Genomic DNA, 16,548 nt, shown 5'->3' with positions numbered 1-16,548 from the left:
ATGACAAGAAAAATTAATAAAGATCTCACAAGTGAACAGAAATTAGTTTTATTTGAAGATGGAACTGAAGCACCGGGCACTAGCGAATTAAACTATGAAAAAAGAGAAGGTAGTTACCACTGTGCTAATTGTGGTGAAAAGCTATTTGATTCAACTGCTAAATATGAAAGTGGTTCTGGTTGGCCTTCATTTTATCAGTCACTACCTGATGCTTTCGAAACTAAAACAGATACGTTATTAGGGTATGAAAGAGTTGAGTATCATTGCAAAAAATGTGGTGGACATCATGGTCATATCTTTGAAGATGGACCAAACCCTACGGGAAAAAGATACTGTAATAATGGTGTTTGTTTAGTCTTTAAGCCAAAAACGTAAAATGATTATTAAGTTTACTACTTTTTTAATTGGTATTATTTGGTCTTATTCAATAATAAAAACACAATCAGTGTTTAGTAAGAAGGCTGGAATAATATTTAAAATATTTATTACAAAAATTTCTTGGCTTAGTTTAATTGCAGCTTGCTACTTTGGTTATAAAAATTTTACAGTTAAATTTACAGTTATTGGCATTATAATTGGTGTTTTGTTAGTGAATGTTGGTTTTTATTTATTAAAAAAATATATCAATCAAAGATTTAATGAAAAACAAATAACATCTTTTAAAAGTTTTTTTGAATATACTTTAGTTTTTTTAGTTATTTATTTTATTTTATTTTAAAAGATCTTGTAATTTGTTTTCTTTTTCTAAGGCTCTTACTTCATCGTAACCACCAATGTGCTGATCATCAAAGAATATTTGAGGTATGGTTCTTTTTCCATTAGCTTTAGCAATCATTTCATCCATTGCTCCATCTACTGATGCAATGTTGATTTCTTTATATTCAACGTTGTTTCTAGTTAATAATCTTTTTGCAGCATCACAAAAATTACAAAGAGGTCCTGTATAAATAGTAACTGATTTCATAGATTATAAATAATCATTCTTTTTAATTTTACTAGTAATTTCTTTTCTAGAATATTCAAATTTTTTTCTATGTTTTATACTCTTTTGATTTACTCTTTTTCTCCACAACCTGAATGAAGTAGGTTTAACAGATCTTCGCATAATCTTGATTACTTCAGATTCTGTCTTTCCAGTCTTTTGTTCAATTTCTTCAAAAGTGATCCGGTCTGCCCAAGCTGCCCAGATGATCCAATCTGGGTCATCAATTTTCGGTTCTGGATTTTTGACCTTGGTGATGGGTCTGCGACCTTTTTTTTTCATAAATCCTTTATATTTGAAAAAAATGATTAATGCATTTTAATTAAGGGCATGGTATTATCTGATCTAGATAGTCCATCTTAGCCATCTTTAGCTCCCGGTTTTTTTGGACTATCCTAAAAATCCCAAAATGCTCCCTTTAAATTATTTCCTCTTTTTACAGATAATCTTATTTCTATTTATCACCCCTGGAACTCCTAGAATTGTGATCATTTCTTATTCTATGAATTATGGGGTTGAAAAATGTATTTGGACAGCACTAGGAGACGTTACTGCAAATTTTATTCAAGCAACTTTAGTAATTTTTGTTCTTGGATCTTTTTTTGTTGATAATCCAAACTTTTTAAATATTTTTAAGTGGATTGGAATAGTTTATTTGCTTTATCTTGCTTATGATATTTATAATTCAAGACCAAAAGATATAAACTCAAATAATATTTCATCAAAAAGTTTTTTTTCATTCTTTAAAGATGGTTTTTTAGTTGCAGGAACAAGTCCAAAGGCTTGGATGTTCTTTCCTTTAATTTTTCCACAGTTTATAGATTTTAATTCAAATTATATTGTCCAATTTGTAATTTTAATCACAACATATGTAGTCTTAGATTTTTTATCTTTAGTTGCTTATGCTGTGCTTGCTAGAAAGTTAATTGTTTGGATACAAGCAAATCCAAAAACCATTAATACAATTTCAGCGTGCGTATTAATAATAATCGCATTAATTATAGCTTTTATTCAAAAATATTAGGTCACACTTTGTTTTAAGTACTTGCGGAGAATTACATTTAAAGGTTTAATATTTCTTTAAATTTAAAACTAATAGAAGGAAATAAAAATGAAAATCAGAAATATACTAATTACGTTAGTTTCTGCAATTGCTCTTTTAATTTCAGCTTCAACAATATCTTTCGCGAAGGTTGTTGGGGATAAAATTATTTTAGGTGCAGCTGTTTCATTGACTGGAAAATATTCATCTAATGGTGTTCATACTCAAAATGGCTATAACTTAGCCGTAGAGAGAATTAACAGCATGGGGGGTGTTAAAGTTGGTGGAAAAACTTACAAGTTTGAAATCATTTATTATGATGACGAGTCAAACTCTGGAAGAGCAGCACAACTTGCAGAAAGATTAATTCAACAAGATGGTGTTCAATACATGCTTGGGCCTTATAGCTCAGGACTTACAAAAGCTATGGCTCCTGTAACTGAAAAATATGGAATTCCTATGGTTGAAGCAAACGGTGCGTCTAGATCGTTATTCACTAAGGGTTATAAATATTTATTTGCAGTGCTTGCTCCAGCAAACTTATATCTTGATGTAGCAATTGACCTTGCAGTTGAAAAAAACGGTGGAAAACCAGTTAAGATTGCAATGGCATTTGAACAAGATGCCTTTTCTCAAGATGTGAGATTAGGTATTCTTGATGCTGCTAAAAGAACAGGTTCTAAAATCATCATTGACGATAAGTTACCGAAAGAACTTAATGATATGGCTGCTACTTTATCTAAAGTAAAAGCTGTAAAACCAGATGTTCTTGTGGTTTCAGGTCACACAAAAGGAGCTTTAACAGCTGTTAGACAAATTTCAGAAATGAAAGTTGATGTTCCTATGTTAGCAATGACTCACTGTGATGCTGCTAAATTATCTAAGATGCATGGTAAAGCTTCTGAGTATGCACTTTGTGCTTCGCAATGGCATAAATCATTATCTTACAAAGATGATTTCTTTAAAGATGGAACTACCTATGATGCAGATTTTACAAAAGCATTTGGTTATGCACCGCCATACCAAGCTGCAGAGTCGTCAGCTGCTTTATTAGTATTTAAAGATGCGTTCGAGAGAGCACAATCATTTGACACTAAAAAAGTTAGAGACGCTTTAGCCGCAACTGATATGCAAACTTTTTATGGGAACATAAAATTTGCAGAAGGTGGACAGAACGTTTCTAAGCCAATGGTACTTTTCCAAGTGTCATGTAACGATGATGGTAGTAAGTGTGAAAACAAAGTTGTTGCTCCTACAAAATGGGCATCAGCTGAGTTGGTACACCCAATTCCATCTTGGTCTGAAAGATAAATACTCAAATAATTTAAATGCCCTCTACTTGTAGGGGGCATTTTTTTACAAACATTTAAAGAATTTATGGATTTTCTAATTTTTCAAGCACCAATACTAATGGTCCAAGCATCAATGGATGGAATACTTCTTGGTATTTTGTTTGCATTAATTGCTTATGGAATGGCTTTGCAATGGGGCGTGATGAATATAATAAATATCGCACAAGGTGAATTAGTAATTATGGGTGGATACATCGCTTACTTTATGTATCTCTCAGGAATTCATCCAGCCTTTGGGATAATTGTATCTCCAATTGTAATGTATTGCGTTGGTTGGGGAATGTATAAATTGGTTATTAATAAAGTTGTAGATAAAGATTTATTTACATCAATTCTTGCAACTTTTGGAATTAGTATTTTAGCACAACAATTAATGAATTTTGCATTTGGTGCAGACGTAGTTGTTGCTCAATCAGATTTTGGAACAACAACGTTATTTAATGATATGGTTACAATTCCTAATGCTAAGTTATTTGCAGGCGCTGTTTGTGTCATAACTGCAGTTATTTTGGTGATCTATATGAGAAAATCAAAATTAGGTAGAGCAATTAGAGCAACCGCACAAAATGCAAGAGCTGCTAAAATTTTAGGTGTAGATACAGAAAAAGTTTATGCAGCAACATTTGGAATAAATGCTGCTCTATGTGGAATAGCAGGAGCTTGTGTTGCGATCACGTTTACACTTCATCCATACACAGGATTACCTTACACGGTTAGATCGTTCATGATTGTAATCATTGCTGGACTTGGAAATTTACCAGCTGTAGCAGTGTCAGGAATGGGTCTCGGAATATTTGAAGAATGGGCAGATTATTTACTAGGAACAGAATTTAGAATAGCGGCTGTATTCTCATTACTTGTTTTAATTTTAGTTTATAGAAGATTTAAATTATCAAGAAAAAGAGAATATCTAAAATAATGAATAAAAATACTCTTTTATACGCGGGTTTAATAATTTTTGGTTTGGTAGGAGCATTTATATTTCCTGCTTACAAACTTCAGATGTCGTTTCTTTATATTTTAATCGTACTTGCGATGACTTGGGACGTTCAAGGGGGGCAAATGGGTTACAATACATTTGGAAATATTTTATTTTTTGGAGTTGGAATGTATGTTGCTTCAAGTACACAAATAGCAATGTTCTTTTCATTAGCTGAGTGGACAGATGCTGGTGGAGAAAAAACTTTTGTTCATACAGTCCCACAATTTTTTCAAGGGTTTGGTGTTGGAATATTGTTAGCAGGAATTATACCAACAATAATTGCAGGAGTAATTGGTTATGGAATTTTAGGTTTAAGAGGGCATTACTTTGCAATTTGTACTTTAGCCTTAGGAATTGCTGCTGGCGAAATTGCTGGTGGAATTGAAATTATTGGAGCAGGACAAGGTATGACAGTTCCGGTTTGGCCAAAAGATTTAGGATCTAATGCATCATCGTCACAGTTTATGTATTATTTAAGTTTTGGTTTAGCAGTTATAACTTTTATTACTTTAAAGTGGGCCTACAGCACGAGATTTGGATTAGTTTTAAATGCAATAAGAGATAACGAAGATAAAGCTGAAGCAATGGGCATTCACACTATGAGGTATAAAATTATAGGTTGGATGGTATCAGCGTTCTTTGTTGGAATTGCAGGAGGACTAATGGGTCATATTAATGGTTACATTGAACCTAATGAAATTGCATTTGCTGGACCTACATTTGGAGTATTCATGGTGTTAATGGCAATTCTTGGTGGCAAAGGAACTTTATGGGGACCACTTGTTGGTGCTGTTTTATTTCATTTATTTAAAGAAGGTTTTTGGACTTACTTTTTAGGCTGGCAGTATGTGGCTCTTGGAGTTTTAATTATTGTAATCGTTGTTTATTTTCCAGAAGGCTTAATGGGATGGTTAAGAGAAAAATACCCTGAAAGATTTGGAGAGGTAATTGATGAAGCAGACCGAACAGCACAGGTAGAATTAAAGTAATGGCAATATTAGATATATCCAATGTAAGTAAATCTTTTGGTGGTGTTAAAGCCAATGTAGATATTTCTATGTCAGTTGAGCAAGGTTCAATAGTTGGATTAATTGGGCCAAATGGATCTGGAAAAACAACTTTATTTAATTCTATTGTTGGAACTTATCCAATTGATGGTGGATCAATTAAATTTAATGACAGAGAAGTTTCTGAATTACCCGTACCAGTTATTGCTAAACTTGGATTGCTTAGAACTTTTCAACAAACTCGAATTTATGGAAAATTAAACTGTATTCAAAATATGCTAATTAGTCACAAACCTGAAAACGATGGAATTTTAACAGTTTTCCAAAAAATACCTTCAGATTTGACTGATAAAGCAGAAATATTATTAAAGTTTGTAGGACTTCATCAAAAAAGAAAACTTAGAGCGGGAGACCTTTCTTTTGGACAACAAAAATTATTAGAATTAGCGATGGCCTTAATGAATGAGCCTAAAATGCTTTTATTAGATGAACCAACAGCTGGGATTAATCCAACATTAATTAATGGAATTATTGACCGTTTAATTAGTGTCAATAAAGACTATGGGATTACCTTGTTAGTTATAGAACATAATATGAAAGTAATTATGAATTTAGCACAAAGAGTTTTTTGTTTAGCACATGGACAAATGTTAGCAAATGGAACTCCAGATGAAATTAAAAATGATAAGCGTGTGCTAGACGCTTACTTGGGAGCACAATAATGTCAAATCAATATGATGTATTAGGAAAAGCACCAGGACCGGAAGAACTAAAAAAACTATCTCCAGATAATAACCACGTAACAATAAAAAAATTATCTGCTGGATATGGCAAGATGGAAATTCTTCATAATTTTGATTTGTGTGTAAGCAAAGCTCAATCACTATGTTTAATTGGTCCAAATGGTGCTGGAAAATCTACAATCCTTCACTCTATTTATGGATTTACAAATATCTTTTCAGGACAAATAGAAATTGATGGTAAAGAAATTACGCATCTAACTCCAGCTGAAAAACTTAAGTCATGTGGAATAGCATACATCTTGCAAGATAACTCAGTCTTTCCAGACATGACGGTTGAAGAAAATTTACTAATGGGTGGCTATACTAAAGAAAACACAGATGAGTCTTATCAAGAAGCTGAAAGAATTTTTGAAAAATATGAAAGATTAAGAAACAGAAGAAATCAACCTGCAAAAGTTTTATCAGGTGGTGAAAGAAGATTATTAGAAATTTCTAGAGCACTAGTTATGAAGCCTTCCGTATTGCTCGTTGACGAACCTTCAATTGGTTTAGAACCAAGATATATAGATATGGTTTTTGAAATATTAAGAGATCTTCAACAAACAGAAAAGAAAACTATTATTCTAGTGGAACAAAATGCCAAAAAAGGGTTAGAGTTTGCTGATATTGGTTATGTTTTAGTATCAGGTCAGACTGCTATTGCTGGCAAAGGGAATGATTTATTAGAAAATCCTGATGTGGGTAGATTATTCCTTGGCGGTTAATGATTAATAAAGAATTTTTCTTTAAAGGTTTTAAATCTATATTAGCTCCAGATAGTCCTGCATTAGCACTTGGATGTTGCTTTATTGCTATAGGGGCACTTCTTAAAAATTTAGGCTTTAATATTCAGGAAAGTATTTTTTCAACAATGTTAACTTATGCTTTGCCAGGGTCACTAGTTATGGCAGAGTCATTGTTAGTTGGGGCATCATTATTAAATATTTTTTTAGCTGTGTGGTTTGTTAATGCTCGACTATATCCAATGGCCGTTTCTTTATTTCCATTGATGATGCACAAAAGCCAACCTAAATGGAAATATTATTTTTCATGTCATTTTATAGCAGTCTCAGCATGGCTAATAATGAAAAGTAATTACAAAAGTGTAGACAAAAAAAATAGGATAGATTTTTGGATTGGGATTGGCTGCGCTACTTGGGCTACAGCAGTAATAGGAACATTTATAGGATTTTATGCATCTGATTATTTGGATAAAAATATGATGATGGGGTTAGCAATTTTAAATCCAATTTATTTTTTATGTATGATGGTTGGTGCAATGAAAACAATTCAAATTACTTTTTCTGTAATATTAGGTTTGATATTAGGGCCAATTTTTTATTTTTTTTCACCTGAGTGGTCAATTTTATTAGGTGGACTTGTTGGTGGAACGATTGCTTATTTTATAGGAGAACTAAATGTCAACTAGTGTAGTTCTTGCAATCTTAGTTACTTCTTTAGCAACTTTTTTATCAAGATTTTTAGGTGTGATTTCATCGAAAGGAATAAAAGAGACTTCAAAATTATTTAGATGGTTCAATTGTCTGGCATACTCAACACTAGCTGCATTAATTGCTAGAACAATAATATTTCCTGTAGGAGTATTATCTGACTCAACTTATACCAGTAGAGTTTTAGTTGTTCTATTTTGTTTATTTATTTTCTTTATTTCAAAAAAAAATTTTGTTTATCCAACGGTTATTTCTGCTATTATGATGGCAATATTAAGTGATTATATGTAATGGAAGATATACCAGGACTAACCATAATAAAAACCCCAAGCTCAAAAAGAATTATTGATATTAAAATTGAGGATGAAATTTTAGAAAAATTAATATTTCCATTTAATAAATTTGATATTACTGCTCTAGAATACAAACCATTTACAAGATTTACAATTGCAAAAAGCTTAGATGATTTAACTTCTAATAAGTTAAGCAAATTACTTAACTCGATAATCAGAGATAGAAATACAGGTTGTTTTATAATAGGTCCAAAAAATATTAGTTCAAAAATTAATGATATTTTTTTGGTTAAATTATCAACAGCAATTGCATATTTAATTGGTAATCCAAACCATGACGCTATGGCTGGAAAATATTATGCAAGATTTCACGTTAAGCATGAGGATAAAAGTGACTCGTATTTAAGAAAAGCGTATACGAATATGGATCTACATACAGATGGAACTTATGTAAAAGAAAAAACTGACTGGTTACTTATGACCAAGATAGAGGAGAAAAATGTTGAGGGAGGAGAAACAAGCATGCTTCACCTTGATGATTGGGAGCACTGTAAAGATTTATATAATGATCCTATTGGTAAGCAAAATTTTATTTGGGGATCACCAAAAAGTAAAAATATAGATTATAAAGTAGAGCATCCAGTTTTTTCAACAGATGAAAAGGGAAGACCTAATATCTCTTATATAGATCAGTTCCCAGAACCTAAAAATATGGAACAAGGTAATTTTTTACAAAAATTGTCTGATAGATTAGAGGGAAGTGAAAACAAGATATTAACTAAATTAACACCAGGATCTATAATAGCGGCCAACAATTATTTTTGGCTACATGGAAGAAAACCCTTTAAGGAAAATAAAGAAATAAGTAGAGAGTTATTAAGAATCAGGGGCTCTTTTTTCAATTAAAATTGAAAAAATTGTGTGTAATTAGCTCAATTAAAAATTGTAAAATTAACTTTGTTTATTAATATCAATTTTACCTATTAATAGGCATTATTTTATAGAATTTTTTGTTGTAAAAATACAACATTATATTATTTATATTTATTATTGATATAAAGCCTATCTAGTTAGAAAAAATTATTGTAAGAATTACGCACAATTAGCTAATTAATAAGAAAAAGGAAAAAATGAAAAAAATTATTACTATATGCATTACATCATTATTATTAATGGTGAATTCTAATGCAGAAATATCTGTGGGTATCTCTGGTACAGCACTATATTATGACGCAAGTGGTGAAGAAACAGTGAAATCTTCAGGCACAAAAAATTCAAAATCAGATTCTGGTGTAGCTCCAATTGCATCATTCTTTATTGAAAGAGAATTAGATACTGGTGTAACTGTAGGTCTTGACGTAGTTCCTTATGGAGCAAAAGTTGCTGACTTTAATAACGCAGTACCAGATACAGATACTGATGATGCATCAGATACCGCTGGTAACAACAAAGGTGACGTCAATTTCAAAAATCTTGTAACATTATACGGTAAAACAGATTTAGCTAATGGTATGTATGCTAAATTTGGTGTTAGCAGAATGACAGTTGAAACTGATGAAACTGTAGCTACTGGATCAACTTATGGTGATGAAGATATCATGGGAATAACACTTGGTTTAGGTACAGAAAGAGATTTAAATAACGGTGCTTTTATGAGAGTTGAAGGTCAAGTTTCTAGATTTCAAGGTGCAACATTTGATGGAAAAGCTGACGCTGACTCAGTAAAAAATAAAATTGAACTGGATGACTTTACAACTGCAGGAATTAAATTTTCGATTGGTAAATCATTTTAATTATCAATAAATAAAAACTAAAATTATAAAGCCCCATAAATGGGGCTTTTTTTTTGCACGTTATTCAAATAATTACTGCTATATTTATAAAATGAAATTAGGTTTTATAGGCATTGGTAAAATAGCATCTTCAGTTATTACAGGTATTTGTAACTCAAAAATACAATTTGATAAGATTTTAATATCACCTCGTAATAAAAAAATTGCGAGTCAACTTAGTAAAAAATTTAAAAAAGTATTGATTGCTAAAAACAATCAAGAAATAGTGGATAACTGCAATTGGGTTTTTTTATCAATTACACCAACTGTAGGTGAAAAAATTATTAAAGATCTTAACTTTAAATCCAGTCAAATAATTATTAGTTTTATTTCAACAATCACTTTATCAAAGTTAAAAAAAGCAATTAAGGTAAAAGCAAAAATAGTTAGAGCCATACCTTTGCCTCCAATTTCTTTAAAAAAAGGACCTGTTCCCATTTGTCCACCTAATAAAAAAGTAAAAGATTTTTTTAATAAAATTGGCACAACAGTTGAAATAAAAAATGAAAAATCTTCAATTAATTTTTGGTCAACATCTGGAATGATGGCACCTTTTTATGAATTACTAAGAGTGATGGCTGACTGGTTGGTTAAAAGGGGCATTAAAAGAGGTAATGCGCAAAAATACATTACATCTTTATTTTTAGCTTTATCAGAGGATGCGGTTATAAATTCTAAAAAAGATTTAAAATATTTGGTAAAGGAGTCACAAACACCTAAAGGATTAAATGAGCAAGGTGTTAGAGAATTAACTAAACTAGGGTTTTATAAGAAATTAGATAAAACACTCAATAGTATTCATAAAAGATTAAGCAAGTAAAATTTTATGAGTCAAGATATTTTAAAAATAAAAAACCTTACTAAATATTTCGGTGGACTTGCTGCAGTATCAAACTGCTCTTTTAATATTAAAAAAGGAACAATTACTGGAATTATTGGACCAAATGGATCTGGAAAAACAACACTGTTTAATTTAATTGCAGGAAACTTAAATTCATCAACGGGACAAGTATTTTTTAATGATGAAGATATAACCAATGTTCCTTCTTATGAATTATTTTCCAAAGGAATACTGAGAACTTTTCAAATAGCACATGAGTTTACAAATCTATCAGTTCTAGAGAATTTAATGATGGTCCCAGCAAATCAATCAGGTGAAAAATTAATGACAGCACTATTAAAACCTAGTTTAGTTAGAACAGAAGAGTTAAAAGTTAAACAAAAAGCACAAGACGTAGTAGATTTTTTAAATTTAACACATTTATCAAATGAACTAGCAGGAAATTTATCTGGTGGCCAAAAAAAACTGTTAGAACTTGGACGAACTATGATGGTTGATGCAAAATTAGTATTACTTGATGAGGTTGGTGCAGGTGTTAACAGAACTTTATTAAAAGACCTTGGAACTGCAATATATAAATTAAATAAGGAAGAAGGATATACTTTTTGCATGATTGAACACGACATGGAGTTTATAAGTAGATTATGTAACCCTGTAATTGTAATGGCTGAAGGCTCAGTTTTATTTGAAGGTAGCGCCGAAGAAGCTAAGAAGGATGAAAAAGTTATAGAAAGTTATTTAGGCAGAGGATCAAAATTAAAGGAAGAAAATTAATGGCATTTTTTGAAGGTTTAAAAATGACTGGAGGTTATGGCAGTGGACCAGATATTATTAATTCATGTTCTGTGGATGTGAATAGAGGAGAGATAGTTTCTATTCTTGGGCCTAATGGGGCTGGTAAATCAACAGCTATGAAAGCAATGCTTGGACTATTAAATTTAAAATCTGGATCTGTGGTAATTGATGGTAAAGATATTACAAAATTCTCACCACAAGATAGAGTTAGAGAAGGAATTTCATTTGTCCCCCAAACCAAAAATGTTTTTTCAGGCATGAGTGTTGAAGAAAATTTAGAAATGGGTGCTTACTTAAGAGACGATAATTTTAGAAATATTATGGAAGAGATTTATGAACTTTTTCCCATCTTAAGAGAAAAGAGAAATCAATTAGTTGGAGAATTATCAGGAGGTCAAAGACAACAGGTAGCCCTTGGAAGAGCATTGATGATCAGACCTTCTGTTTTAATGTTGGATGAACCTACTGCAGGAGTGTCACCAATTGTTATGGATGAATTATTTGACCATATCATAAAAGTAAAGAGAACTAACGTTGCAATTTTAATGGTTGAACAAAATGCCAAACAAGCACTTAATATTTCTGACAGAGGATATGTATTGGTTACAGGTGAAAATAAATATTCAGGAACAGGAAAAGATTTATTAAACGACCCAAGAGTAAGAAGCTCTTTTTTAGGTGGATAAATAATATGGATTTTTTAAACGCAATTATTTTATTATTAAATTATATTTTTATGCCAGCACTTGCGTACGGATCGCAATTAGCATTAGGTGCAATATTTGTAACTTTAATTTATGGAATTTTAAGGTTTGCTAACTTTGCAACTGGGGACATGATGGCTTTTGGAACAATGTTTACTATTTTGTTTACTTGGTATTTCCAGTCTATAGGAATTTCCTTAGGTGTTTTGCCTACTGCTTTACTTGCAATACCTTTTGCAATTGTTTTGACAATTTTCTACATGCTTTTAGTTGATAAATTTGTATTTAAATATTATAGAACAAACAAAAGCCCTCCTGTTCAATTAGCAATGGTTAGTATTGGCGTTATGTTTGTAACGCAAGCTATTGTTAGAATAATAATCAGTCCAGCAGATAGAAGATTTTATGATGGAGAGAGATTTATTATCAAGGCAGGTGAATTTAAAGAGATGACAGGACTTAATGAAGGTTTAGCAATTAAATCCAGCCAAGTATTAACAATTTTTGTAACCATAGTATTGGTTTCAACTTTATTTTGGTTTTTAAACAAAACTAAAACAGGAAAAAGTATGCGAGCTTATTCTGATAACGAAGATTTAGCTTTATTGTCAGGGATTGATCCTAAAAGAGTAGTGATGATTACATGGATTATAGCAGGTATTTTAGCAACTATTGGAGGAGCCTTATATGGGTTAGATAAAAGCTTTAAACCTTTTACTTATTTTAACAATATGTTGCCCATATTTGCTGCAGCCATTGTTGGTGGAATTGGAAATCCATTTGGAGCTTTTTTAGGTGGATATGTAATAGCTTTTTCAGAAATATTTTTAACCTATGCATATAAGAAATTCTTTATGTATATTCTGCCAGCAAGTATGGAGCCTGAAAGTTTAGTACAACTGCTTTCAACTGATTATAAATTTGCTGTATCATTTTCAATATTAATTATCGTTTTGCTTTATAGACCTAATGGTATTTTTAAAGGAAAAGTTTTGTGAGAAAGCATTTAAATGTAATTTTAGCTTATACAATCATGCTAGGGCTTATTATTTTTGTTGGTATTTTTCAGTCATGGAATGTTGCACTTTCTATCTTTAATATGTGCTTGATTTCAGCAGTCATGACTATGGGTGCGAATATTCAATGGGGTTACGCAGGTTTAATTAATTTTGGCCTCATGGGTTATGCGGCTCTTGGAGGATTAGCTGCAGTTCTAATTTCAGTAGATCCAGTGCAAGAAGCATGGGTTGCAGGAGGTTTTAGTATTCTTATGGCTTTATGGTTAATAATTGTGATGATATTTATTGTAAGATTTATATTAAAGCATTTTCAAAAGTCTAAATTTAGAACATATGGAATCGCTTTAATAATTATTTCAGGAATTATAATAATAAAAGTTACCACTCAATCAAGTATTGAAGCCATTGAAAATGTAAATCCAGCAACAACAGGTTTTCTTGGTGGACTGGGACTTCCTATAATGTTTTCTTGGATTGTAGGTGCTTTTTTTGCAGCTGGTCTTGCATTTATAGTTGGTAAAGTTGCACTTGGTTTACGTGCTGATTATTTAGCTATAGCAACACTTTTAATATCAGAAATAGTTATAGCAATTATTAAACATGAAGATTGGTTAACTAGAGGTGTTAAAAATGTAATTGGTTTAAAAAGACCTGCGCCCTATGAAGTTGAATTACAGACTAAAGAATGGTTTATTAATTTAGTAGCTAGATTTAATTCAAGTAAGCTAGATGTAATTTCAAGCATTTCAGATAAACAAGCAGCCCTCAATCAATTAGTAATAGAAGGATCATCTGTATTTGTTAAACTATGCTATTCAGGTTTATTTTTAATTGTTGTTGTTATTTTATTAATCTTTACTCAAAAAGCACTTTACTCTCCATGGGGAAGAATGATGAGGGCTATTCGAGATAATGAAGAAGCAGCAAATGCAATGGGAAAAAATGTTGTTAAACAACATTTGTTAATATTTATTTTAGGATCAGCAATAGTAGGATTGGCTGGAGCTATGCTAGTTACACAAGATGGATTATTTACCCCAGGAAGCTATCAACCAATGAGATATACCTTTTTAATTTGGGTAATGGTTATAGTTGGTGGTAGTGGTAATAATTTTGGAGCAATTTTGGGTGGTTTTGTTGTTTGGTTTTTATGGATAGAAGCTGCACCAATTGCTTTATTCTTAATCAATATATTTACATCAGGCTTAGATGATGCCCATGTATTAAAAGTTCATTTAATAGAAAGTATTCCATATTTTAGATATTTGATGATGGGAATAGGACTACTGTTGATCATGAGATATCGTCCAAAAGGTATACTTCCAGAGAAAATAGAAATAAAATAAACCAATTATGAAATATATATTATTAGGAATGATGATTGGTTTTGCTCTTTATTTAGGGGACAAATACATTTTCTAAATGAGTCTTCTCTCATTACTTCAGATAAGTCTTTCAAGTGCAATCTTTATATTATTTGTAGTTTTTATCGCCTCAATAGTTAGAGGATTTAATGGTTTTGGTTTTTCTGCCATTTGTGTTTCTGGTTTCTCTTTTGTATTACCTACGATTGAAATAGTTCCAGTAATTTTAATATTAGAGGTGCTAATTAGTATTTTTATGATTCCATACGTATGGAATAAAGTCGATTGGAAATTTGTGTTTCAGTTATTAGTGGGGATAACTATAGGATCACCTGTAGGCCTATATCTACTAAAATATCTTCCACAAAATATTACACATATTTTTATTTGTTTAATTGTTATTTTTTTTTCATTTTTATTAATGAAAGGTTATTTGAATAAGAGACTTAATAATTTGTATTGTAAAATTATTACGGGTGGAATTTCAGGAACTGTGAATGGATTTGCAACATTAGGTGGAATGCCTGTGGCATTATTTTTATTGGTTATAGGAATTCAGCCTGCAGTTATAAGAGCTTCATTAGCTGCTTTATTTTTCTTAACTGACATATATGCTTTTATTCTAAGTTATACAGGTGGAATTGTAGATCTAACTACTTTTTATCGAACTATACCACTAATCATTATTTTACCAATTGGAGTTTTCATAGGAAATAAATTTTTTATTAAAAGTAAAGAAGAAACATATAGAAAAGCAGTATTTTATTTTTTAATTGTTATTTCAATTATAGGAATTTTAAGAGTGCTTAGTAGTTTTTAATAAAAAAAACCCCTAGCAATTTTCATCGCTAGGGGCTCTAAAAAAAATATTAATTATCTTTGTTTTTTATTTTTAAATTTTCCACCTTTGATTTCTTTTTCTAGAAATGATCCAGTAGCTTCACCGACATCAGTAAAAGTAACTCCAGTTGCACCTTCGTAGTCAACTTTTTTACCTTTTGCTAATAAATCCAAACCTTTTTTAAGTTCGCCAGGATAAATTTTAGTTCCTGGTGCATTAGCAACATCCATTACATTCTTAGCAATTGAAGCTCTATCAGCTGATCCACCTGCTTGCATTGCAAGAACAATCAATGCAGCTGCATCATAAGATTCACCAGTGTACGGTCCAGAAGAATCAATTCCTGCTGCTTTAGCAACAGTTTCAAATGTACCTGCAGTTTTTTTATTCATAGAACCCGGTATTGAACCAAAAGATTTATTTAGATCTTTACCAAAAGCATCAGTTAATGAGTCACCAATCATACCATCAGATAAAATAAATTTATCAAATGCACCAGAGTCTAAAGAACCTTGTATAATTCCTTTTCCACCTTGGTCTAGATAACCTATAACAGCCACTGCGTCTCCACCAGCTGCAGCTAAAGTTGCAACTTCAGAAGAGTAATCTGCTTTTCCATCTTCATGAGCTGAAACAGTTGTTACTTTAATGCCATGGGCTTTTACTGCTGCTTCATAAACATCAGCTAAACCTTTACCATAATCATTATTAGTATAAGTAATTGCTACACTTTTAATTCTTCTATCTTTAGTAATATCAGCTAAAATTTGACCACCTCTAGCATCAGATGGAGCTGTTCTAAAAAAGAACCCTTTATCATCTAAAGTTGTTAGTCCTGGAGATGTTGCTGAAGGTGAAATCATTACTACACCATTTGGTACAGCAACATTTGATGCAATAGCACCAGTTACACCTGAACAGTCAGCACCCATAATAGCTGCAACACCTTGTGAAATAACACCTTCAGCTGCTGCTGTTGCTGCTGCTGAGTCAACACAAGTTGAGTCTGCTCTTACTACTGAAATAGTTTCTCCACCTAAAAGTGAACCTGAGTCAGATGCTTCTTTAAAAGCAAGTTCTGCAGATGCAGCCATAGCTGGTGTTAGAGATTCAATAGGACCGGTAAATCCTAAAATGATTCCCATCTTAACCTCTGCGAATGTATTCGTTGTAAAAGTTGAAACGAATATAAATGCAGCAATAAATAGTTTTTTCATTATTATCCTCTTTAATTGTTAACAATTTATAAAAAGTAAATTAA

Annotated in this window: 21 protein-coding genes; 18 read left to right on the top strand and 3 right to left on the bottom strand. The window is 31.5% G+C overall.

The window, feature by feature from the left end:
- Both msrB and AC5SLO_RS04660 read left to right on the top strand, forming a co-directional pair.
- Window positions 1–375: a peptide-methionine (R)-S-oxide reductase MsrB gene (gene msrB, locus AC5SLO_RS04665; RefSeq protein ID WP_494572820.1), complete on the top strand. Its 375-nt coding sequence runs from the start codon at window positions 1–3 to the stop codon at window positions 373–375.
- A 1-nt stretch (window position 376) separates the two neighbouring features.
- Window positions 377–718, top strand: a complete 342-nt coding sequence (locus AC5SLO_RS04660) for a hypothetical protein (RefSeq protein ID WP_494572819.1) — start codon at window positions 377–379, stop codon at window positions 716–718.
- Here the strand turns inward: AC5SLO_RS04660 and grxC are convergent.
- Together grxC and AC5SLO_RS04650 are read right to left on the bottom strand one after the other, a co-directional pair.
- Window positions 710–964 (bottom strand): glutaredoxin 3, encoded by a 255-nt coding sequence (gene grxC / locus AC5SLO_RS04655; RefSeq protein ID WP_494572818.1) that lies wholly within the window; start codon window positions 962–964, stop codon window positions 710–712. The two genes, AC5SLO_RS04660 and grxC, sit on opposite strands and share 9 nt — an antisense overlap.
- 3 nt (window positions 965–967) lie before the next feature.
- Window positions 968–1,264 (bottom strand): TIGR03643 family protein, encoded by a 297-nt coding sequence (locus AC5SLO_RS04650; RefSeq protein ID WP_494572817.1) that lies wholly within the window; start codon window positions 1,262–1,264, stop codon window positions 968–970.
- A 127-nt stretch (window positions 1,265–1,391) separates the two neighbouring features.
- On the opposite strand from AC5SLO_RS04650, the gene AC5SLO_RS04645 reads away from it, so the two are divergent.
- The 16 genes from AC5SLO_RS04645 to AC5SLO_RS04570 all read left to right on the top strand — a co-directional run bounded on the left by AC5SLO_RS04645 (window position 1,392) and on the right by AC5SLO_RS04570 (window position 15,266).
- Window positions 1,392–2,006 carry a LysE family translocator gene (locus AC5SLO_RS04645; RefSeq protein ID WP_494572816.1) on the top strand — a complete coding sequence of 205 codons (615 nt, stop codon included), beginning with the start codon at window positions 1,392–1,394 and terminating at the stop codon, window positions 2,004–2,006.
- 87 nt (window positions 2,007–2,093) lie between these two features.
- Window positions 2,094–3,335 carry an amino acid ABC transporter substrate-binding protein gene (locus AC5SLO_RS04640; RefSeq protein ID WP_494572815.1) on the top strand — a complete coding sequence of 414 codons (1,242 nt, stop codon included), beginning with the start codon at window positions 2,094–2,096 and terminating at the stop codon, window positions 3,333–3,335.
- 66 nt (window positions 3,336–3,401) lie between these two features.
- On the top strand, window positions 3,402–4,295 hold the full coding sequence (locus AC5SLO_RS04635) for a branched-chain amino acid ABC transporter permease (RefSeq protein ID WP_494572814.1): 894 nt from the start codon (window positions 3,402–3,404) through the stop codon (window positions 4,293–4,295).
- Entirely contained in the window at window positions 4,295–5,347 is a 1,053-nt protein-coding gene (locus AC5SLO_RS04630; protein ID WP_494572813.1) for a branched-chain amino acid ABC transporter permease, read from the top strand. The genes AC5SLO_RS04635 and AC5SLO_RS04630 overlap by 1 nt, the downstream gene beginning before the upstream one ends.
- Complete coding sequence (locus AC5SLO_RS04625) at window positions 5,347–6,087, top strand: ABC transporter ATP-binding protein (protein ID WP_494572812.1); 741 nt, start codon at window positions 5,347–5,349, stop codon at window positions 6,085–6,087. Before AC5SLO_RS04630 ends, AC5SLO_RS04625 begins: the two co-directional genes overlap by 1 nt.
- Window positions 6,087–6,872, top strand: a complete 786-nt coding sequence (locus AC5SLO_RS04620) for an ABC transporter ATP-binding protein (RefSeq protein ID WP_494572811.1) — start codon at window positions 6,087–6,089, stop codon at window positions 6,870–6,872. The genes AC5SLO_RS04625 and AC5SLO_RS04620 overlap by 1 nt, the downstream gene beginning before the upstream one ends.
- Window positions 6,872–7,576: an AzlC family ABC transporter permease gene (locus AC5SLO_RS04615; protein ID WP_494572810.1), complete on the top strand. Its 705-nt coding sequence runs from the start codon at window positions 6,872–6,874 to the stop codon at window positions 7,574–7,576. Before AC5SLO_RS04620 ends, AC5SLO_RS04615 begins: the two co-directional genes overlap by 1 nt.
- Window positions 7,566–7,889 carry an AzlD domain-containing protein gene (locus AC5SLO_RS04610; protein ID WP_494572809.1) on the top strand — a complete coding sequence of 108 codons (324 nt, stop codon included), beginning with the start codon at window positions 7,566–7,568 and terminating at the stop codon, window positions 7,887–7,889. Before AC5SLO_RS04615 ends, AC5SLO_RS04610 begins: the two co-directional genes overlap by 11 nt.
- Window positions 7,889–8,797 carry a glutarate dioxygenase GlaH gene (glaH, locus tag AC5SLO_RS04605; protein WP_494572808.1) on the top strand — a complete coding sequence of 303 codons (909 nt, stop codon included), beginning with the start codon at window positions 7,889–7,891 and terminating at the stop codon, window positions 8,795–8,797. Before AC5SLO_RS04610 ends, glaH begins: the two co-directional genes overlap by 1 nt.
- A 224-nt stretch (window positions 8,798–9,021) precedes the next feature.
- Window positions 9,022–9,684: an outer membrane protein gene (locus AC5SLO_RS04600; RefSeq protein WP_494572807.1), complete on the top strand. Its 663-nt coding sequence runs from the start codon at window positions 9,022–9,024 to the stop codon at window positions 9,682–9,684.
- Between the two features lie 91 nt (window positions 9,685–9,775).
- Complete coding sequence (locus AC5SLO_RS04595; RefSeq protein ID WP_494572806.1) at window positions 9,776–10,543, top strand: pyrroline-5-carboxylate reductase; 768 nt, start codon at window positions 9,776–9,778, stop codon at window positions 10,541–10,543.
- A 6-nt stretch (window positions 10,544–10,549) separates the two neighbouring features.
- Window positions 10,550–11,338, top strand: coding sequence for an ABC transporter ATP-binding protein (locus tag AC5SLO_RS04590; protein WP_494572805.1), 789 nt, complete (start codon window positions 10,550–10,552; stop codon window positions 11,336–11,338).
- Window positions 11,338–12,045, top strand: coding sequence for an ABC transporter ATP-binding protein (locus tag AC5SLO_RS04585; RefSeq protein ID WP_494572804.1), 708 nt, complete (start codon window positions 11,338–11,340; stop codon window positions 12,043–12,045). The genes AC5SLO_RS04590 and AC5SLO_RS04585 overlap by 1 nt, the downstream gene beginning before the upstream one ends.
- A gap of 5 nt (window positions 12,046–12,050) precedes the next feature.
- A complete protein-coding gene (locus AC5SLO_RS04580; RefSeq protein WP_494572803.1) occupies window positions 12,051–13,061 on the top strand; it encodes a branched-chain amino acid ABC transporter permease in 1,011 nt (336 codons plus the stop codon).
- A gap of 35 nt (window positions 13,062–13,096) precedes the next feature.
- A complete protein-coding gene (locus AC5SLO_RS04575; RefSeq protein WP_494573785.1) occupies window positions 13,097–14,428 on the top strand; it encodes a branched-chain amino acid ABC transporter permease in 1,332 nt (443 codons plus the stop codon).
- Between the two features lie 76 nt (window positions 14,429–14,504).
- Window positions 14,505–15,266, top strand: a complete 762-nt coding sequence (locus AC5SLO_RS04570) for a sulfite exporter TauE/SafE family protein (protein ID WP_494572802.1) — start codon at window positions 14,505–14,507, stop codon at window positions 15,264–15,266.
- A 53-nt stretch (window positions 15,267–15,319) separates the two neighbouring features.
- On the opposite strand, the gene AC5SLO_RS04565 is transcribed toward AC5SLO_RS04570, so the two are convergent.
- Window positions 15,320–16,504 (bottom strand): ABC transporter substrate-binding protein, encoded by a 1,185-nt coding sequence (locus AC5SLO_RS04565; protein ID WP_271516650.1) that lies wholly within the window; start codon window positions 16,502–16,504, stop codon window positions 15,320–15,322.
- Window positions 16,505–16,548 lie beyond the last annotated feature (44 nt).

The organism is Candidatus Pelagibacter sp. PS_44, from assembly GCF_059417735.1.
The sequence above is the reverse complement of the archived record's forward strand: the minus strand, read 5'-3'. Positions and strand labels throughout refer to the sequence as shown.

Coding starts and splice junctions, on each gene's coding strand:
- msrB (WP_494572820.1), top strand. CDS start 1: ATGACAAGAAAAATTAATAAAGATCTCACAAGTGAACAGAAATTAGTT.
- AC5SLO_RS04660 (WP_494572819.1), top strand. CDS start 377: ATGATTATTAAGTTTACTACTTTTTTAATTGGTATTATTTGGTCTTAT.
- grxC (WP_494572818.1), bottom strand. CDS start 964: ATGAAATCAGTTACTATTTATACAGGACCTCTTTGTAATTTTTGTGAT.
- AC5SLO_RS04650 (WP_494572817.1), bottom strand. CDS start 1,264: ATGAAAAAAAAAGGTCGCAGACCCATCACCAAGGTCAAAAATCCAGAA.
- AC5SLO_RS04645 (WP_494572816.1), top strand. CDS start 1,392: ATGCTCCCTTTAAATTATTTCCTCTTTTTACAGATAATCTTATTTCTA.
- AC5SLO_RS04640 (WP_494572815.1), top strand. CDS start 2,094: ATGAAAATCAGAAATATACTAATTACGTTAGTTTCTGCAATTGCTCTT.
- AC5SLO_RS04635 (WP_494572814.1), top strand. CDS start 3,402: ATGGATTTTCTAATTTTTCAAGCACCAATACTAATGGTCCAAGCATCA.
- AC5SLO_RS04630 (WP_494572813.1), top strand. CDS start 4,295: ATGAATAAAAATACTCTTTTATACGCGGGTTTAATAATTTTTGGTTTG.
- AC5SLO_RS04625 (WP_494572812.1), top strand. CDS start 5,347: ATGGCAATATTAGATATATCCAATGTAAGTAAATCTTTTGGTGGTGTT.
- AC5SLO_RS04620 (WP_494572811.1), top strand. CDS start 6,087: ATGTCAAATCAATATGATGTATTAGGAAAAGCACCAGGACCGGAAGAA.
- AC5SLO_RS04615 (WP_494572810.1), top strand. CDS start 6,872: ATGATTAATAAAGAATTTTTCTTTAAAGGTTTTAAATCTATATTAGCT.
- AC5SLO_RS04610 (WP_494572809.1), top strand. CDS start 7,566: ATGTCAACTAGTGTAGTTCTTGCAATCTTAGTTACTTCTTTAGCAACT.
- glaH (WP_494572808.1), top strand. CDS start 7,889: ATGGAAGATATACCAGGACTAACCATAATAAAAACCCCAAGCTCAAAA.
- AC5SLO_RS04600 (WP_494572807.1), top strand. CDS start 9,022: ATGAAAAAAATTATTACTATATGCATTACATCATTATTATTAATGGTG.
- AC5SLO_RS04595 (WP_494572806.1), top strand. CDS start 9,776: ATGAAATTAGGTTTTATAGGCATTGGTAAAATAGCATCTTCAGTTATT.
- AC5SLO_RS04590 (WP_494572805.1), top strand. CDS start 10,550: ATGAGTCAAGATATTTTAAAAATAAAAAACCTTACTAAATATTTCGGT.
- AC5SLO_RS04585 (WP_494572804.1), top strand. CDS start 11,338: ATGGCATTTTTTGAAGGTTTAAAAATGACTGGAGGTTATGGCAGTGGA.
- AC5SLO_RS04580 (WP_494572803.1), top strand. CDS start 12,051: ATGGATTTTTTAAACGCAATTATTTTATTATTAAATTATATTTTTATG.
- AC5SLO_RS04575 (WP_494573785.1), top strand. CDS start 13,097: ATGCTAGGGCTTATTATTTTTGTTGGTATTTTTCAGTCATGGAATGTT.
- AC5SLO_RS04570 (WP_494572802.1), top strand. CDS start 14,505: ATGAGTCTTCTCTCATTACTTCAGATAAGTCTTTCAAGTGCAATCTTT.
- AC5SLO_RS04565 (WP_271516650.1), bottom strand. CDS start 16,504: ATGAAAAAACTATTTATTGCTGCATTTATATTCGTTTCAACTTTTACA.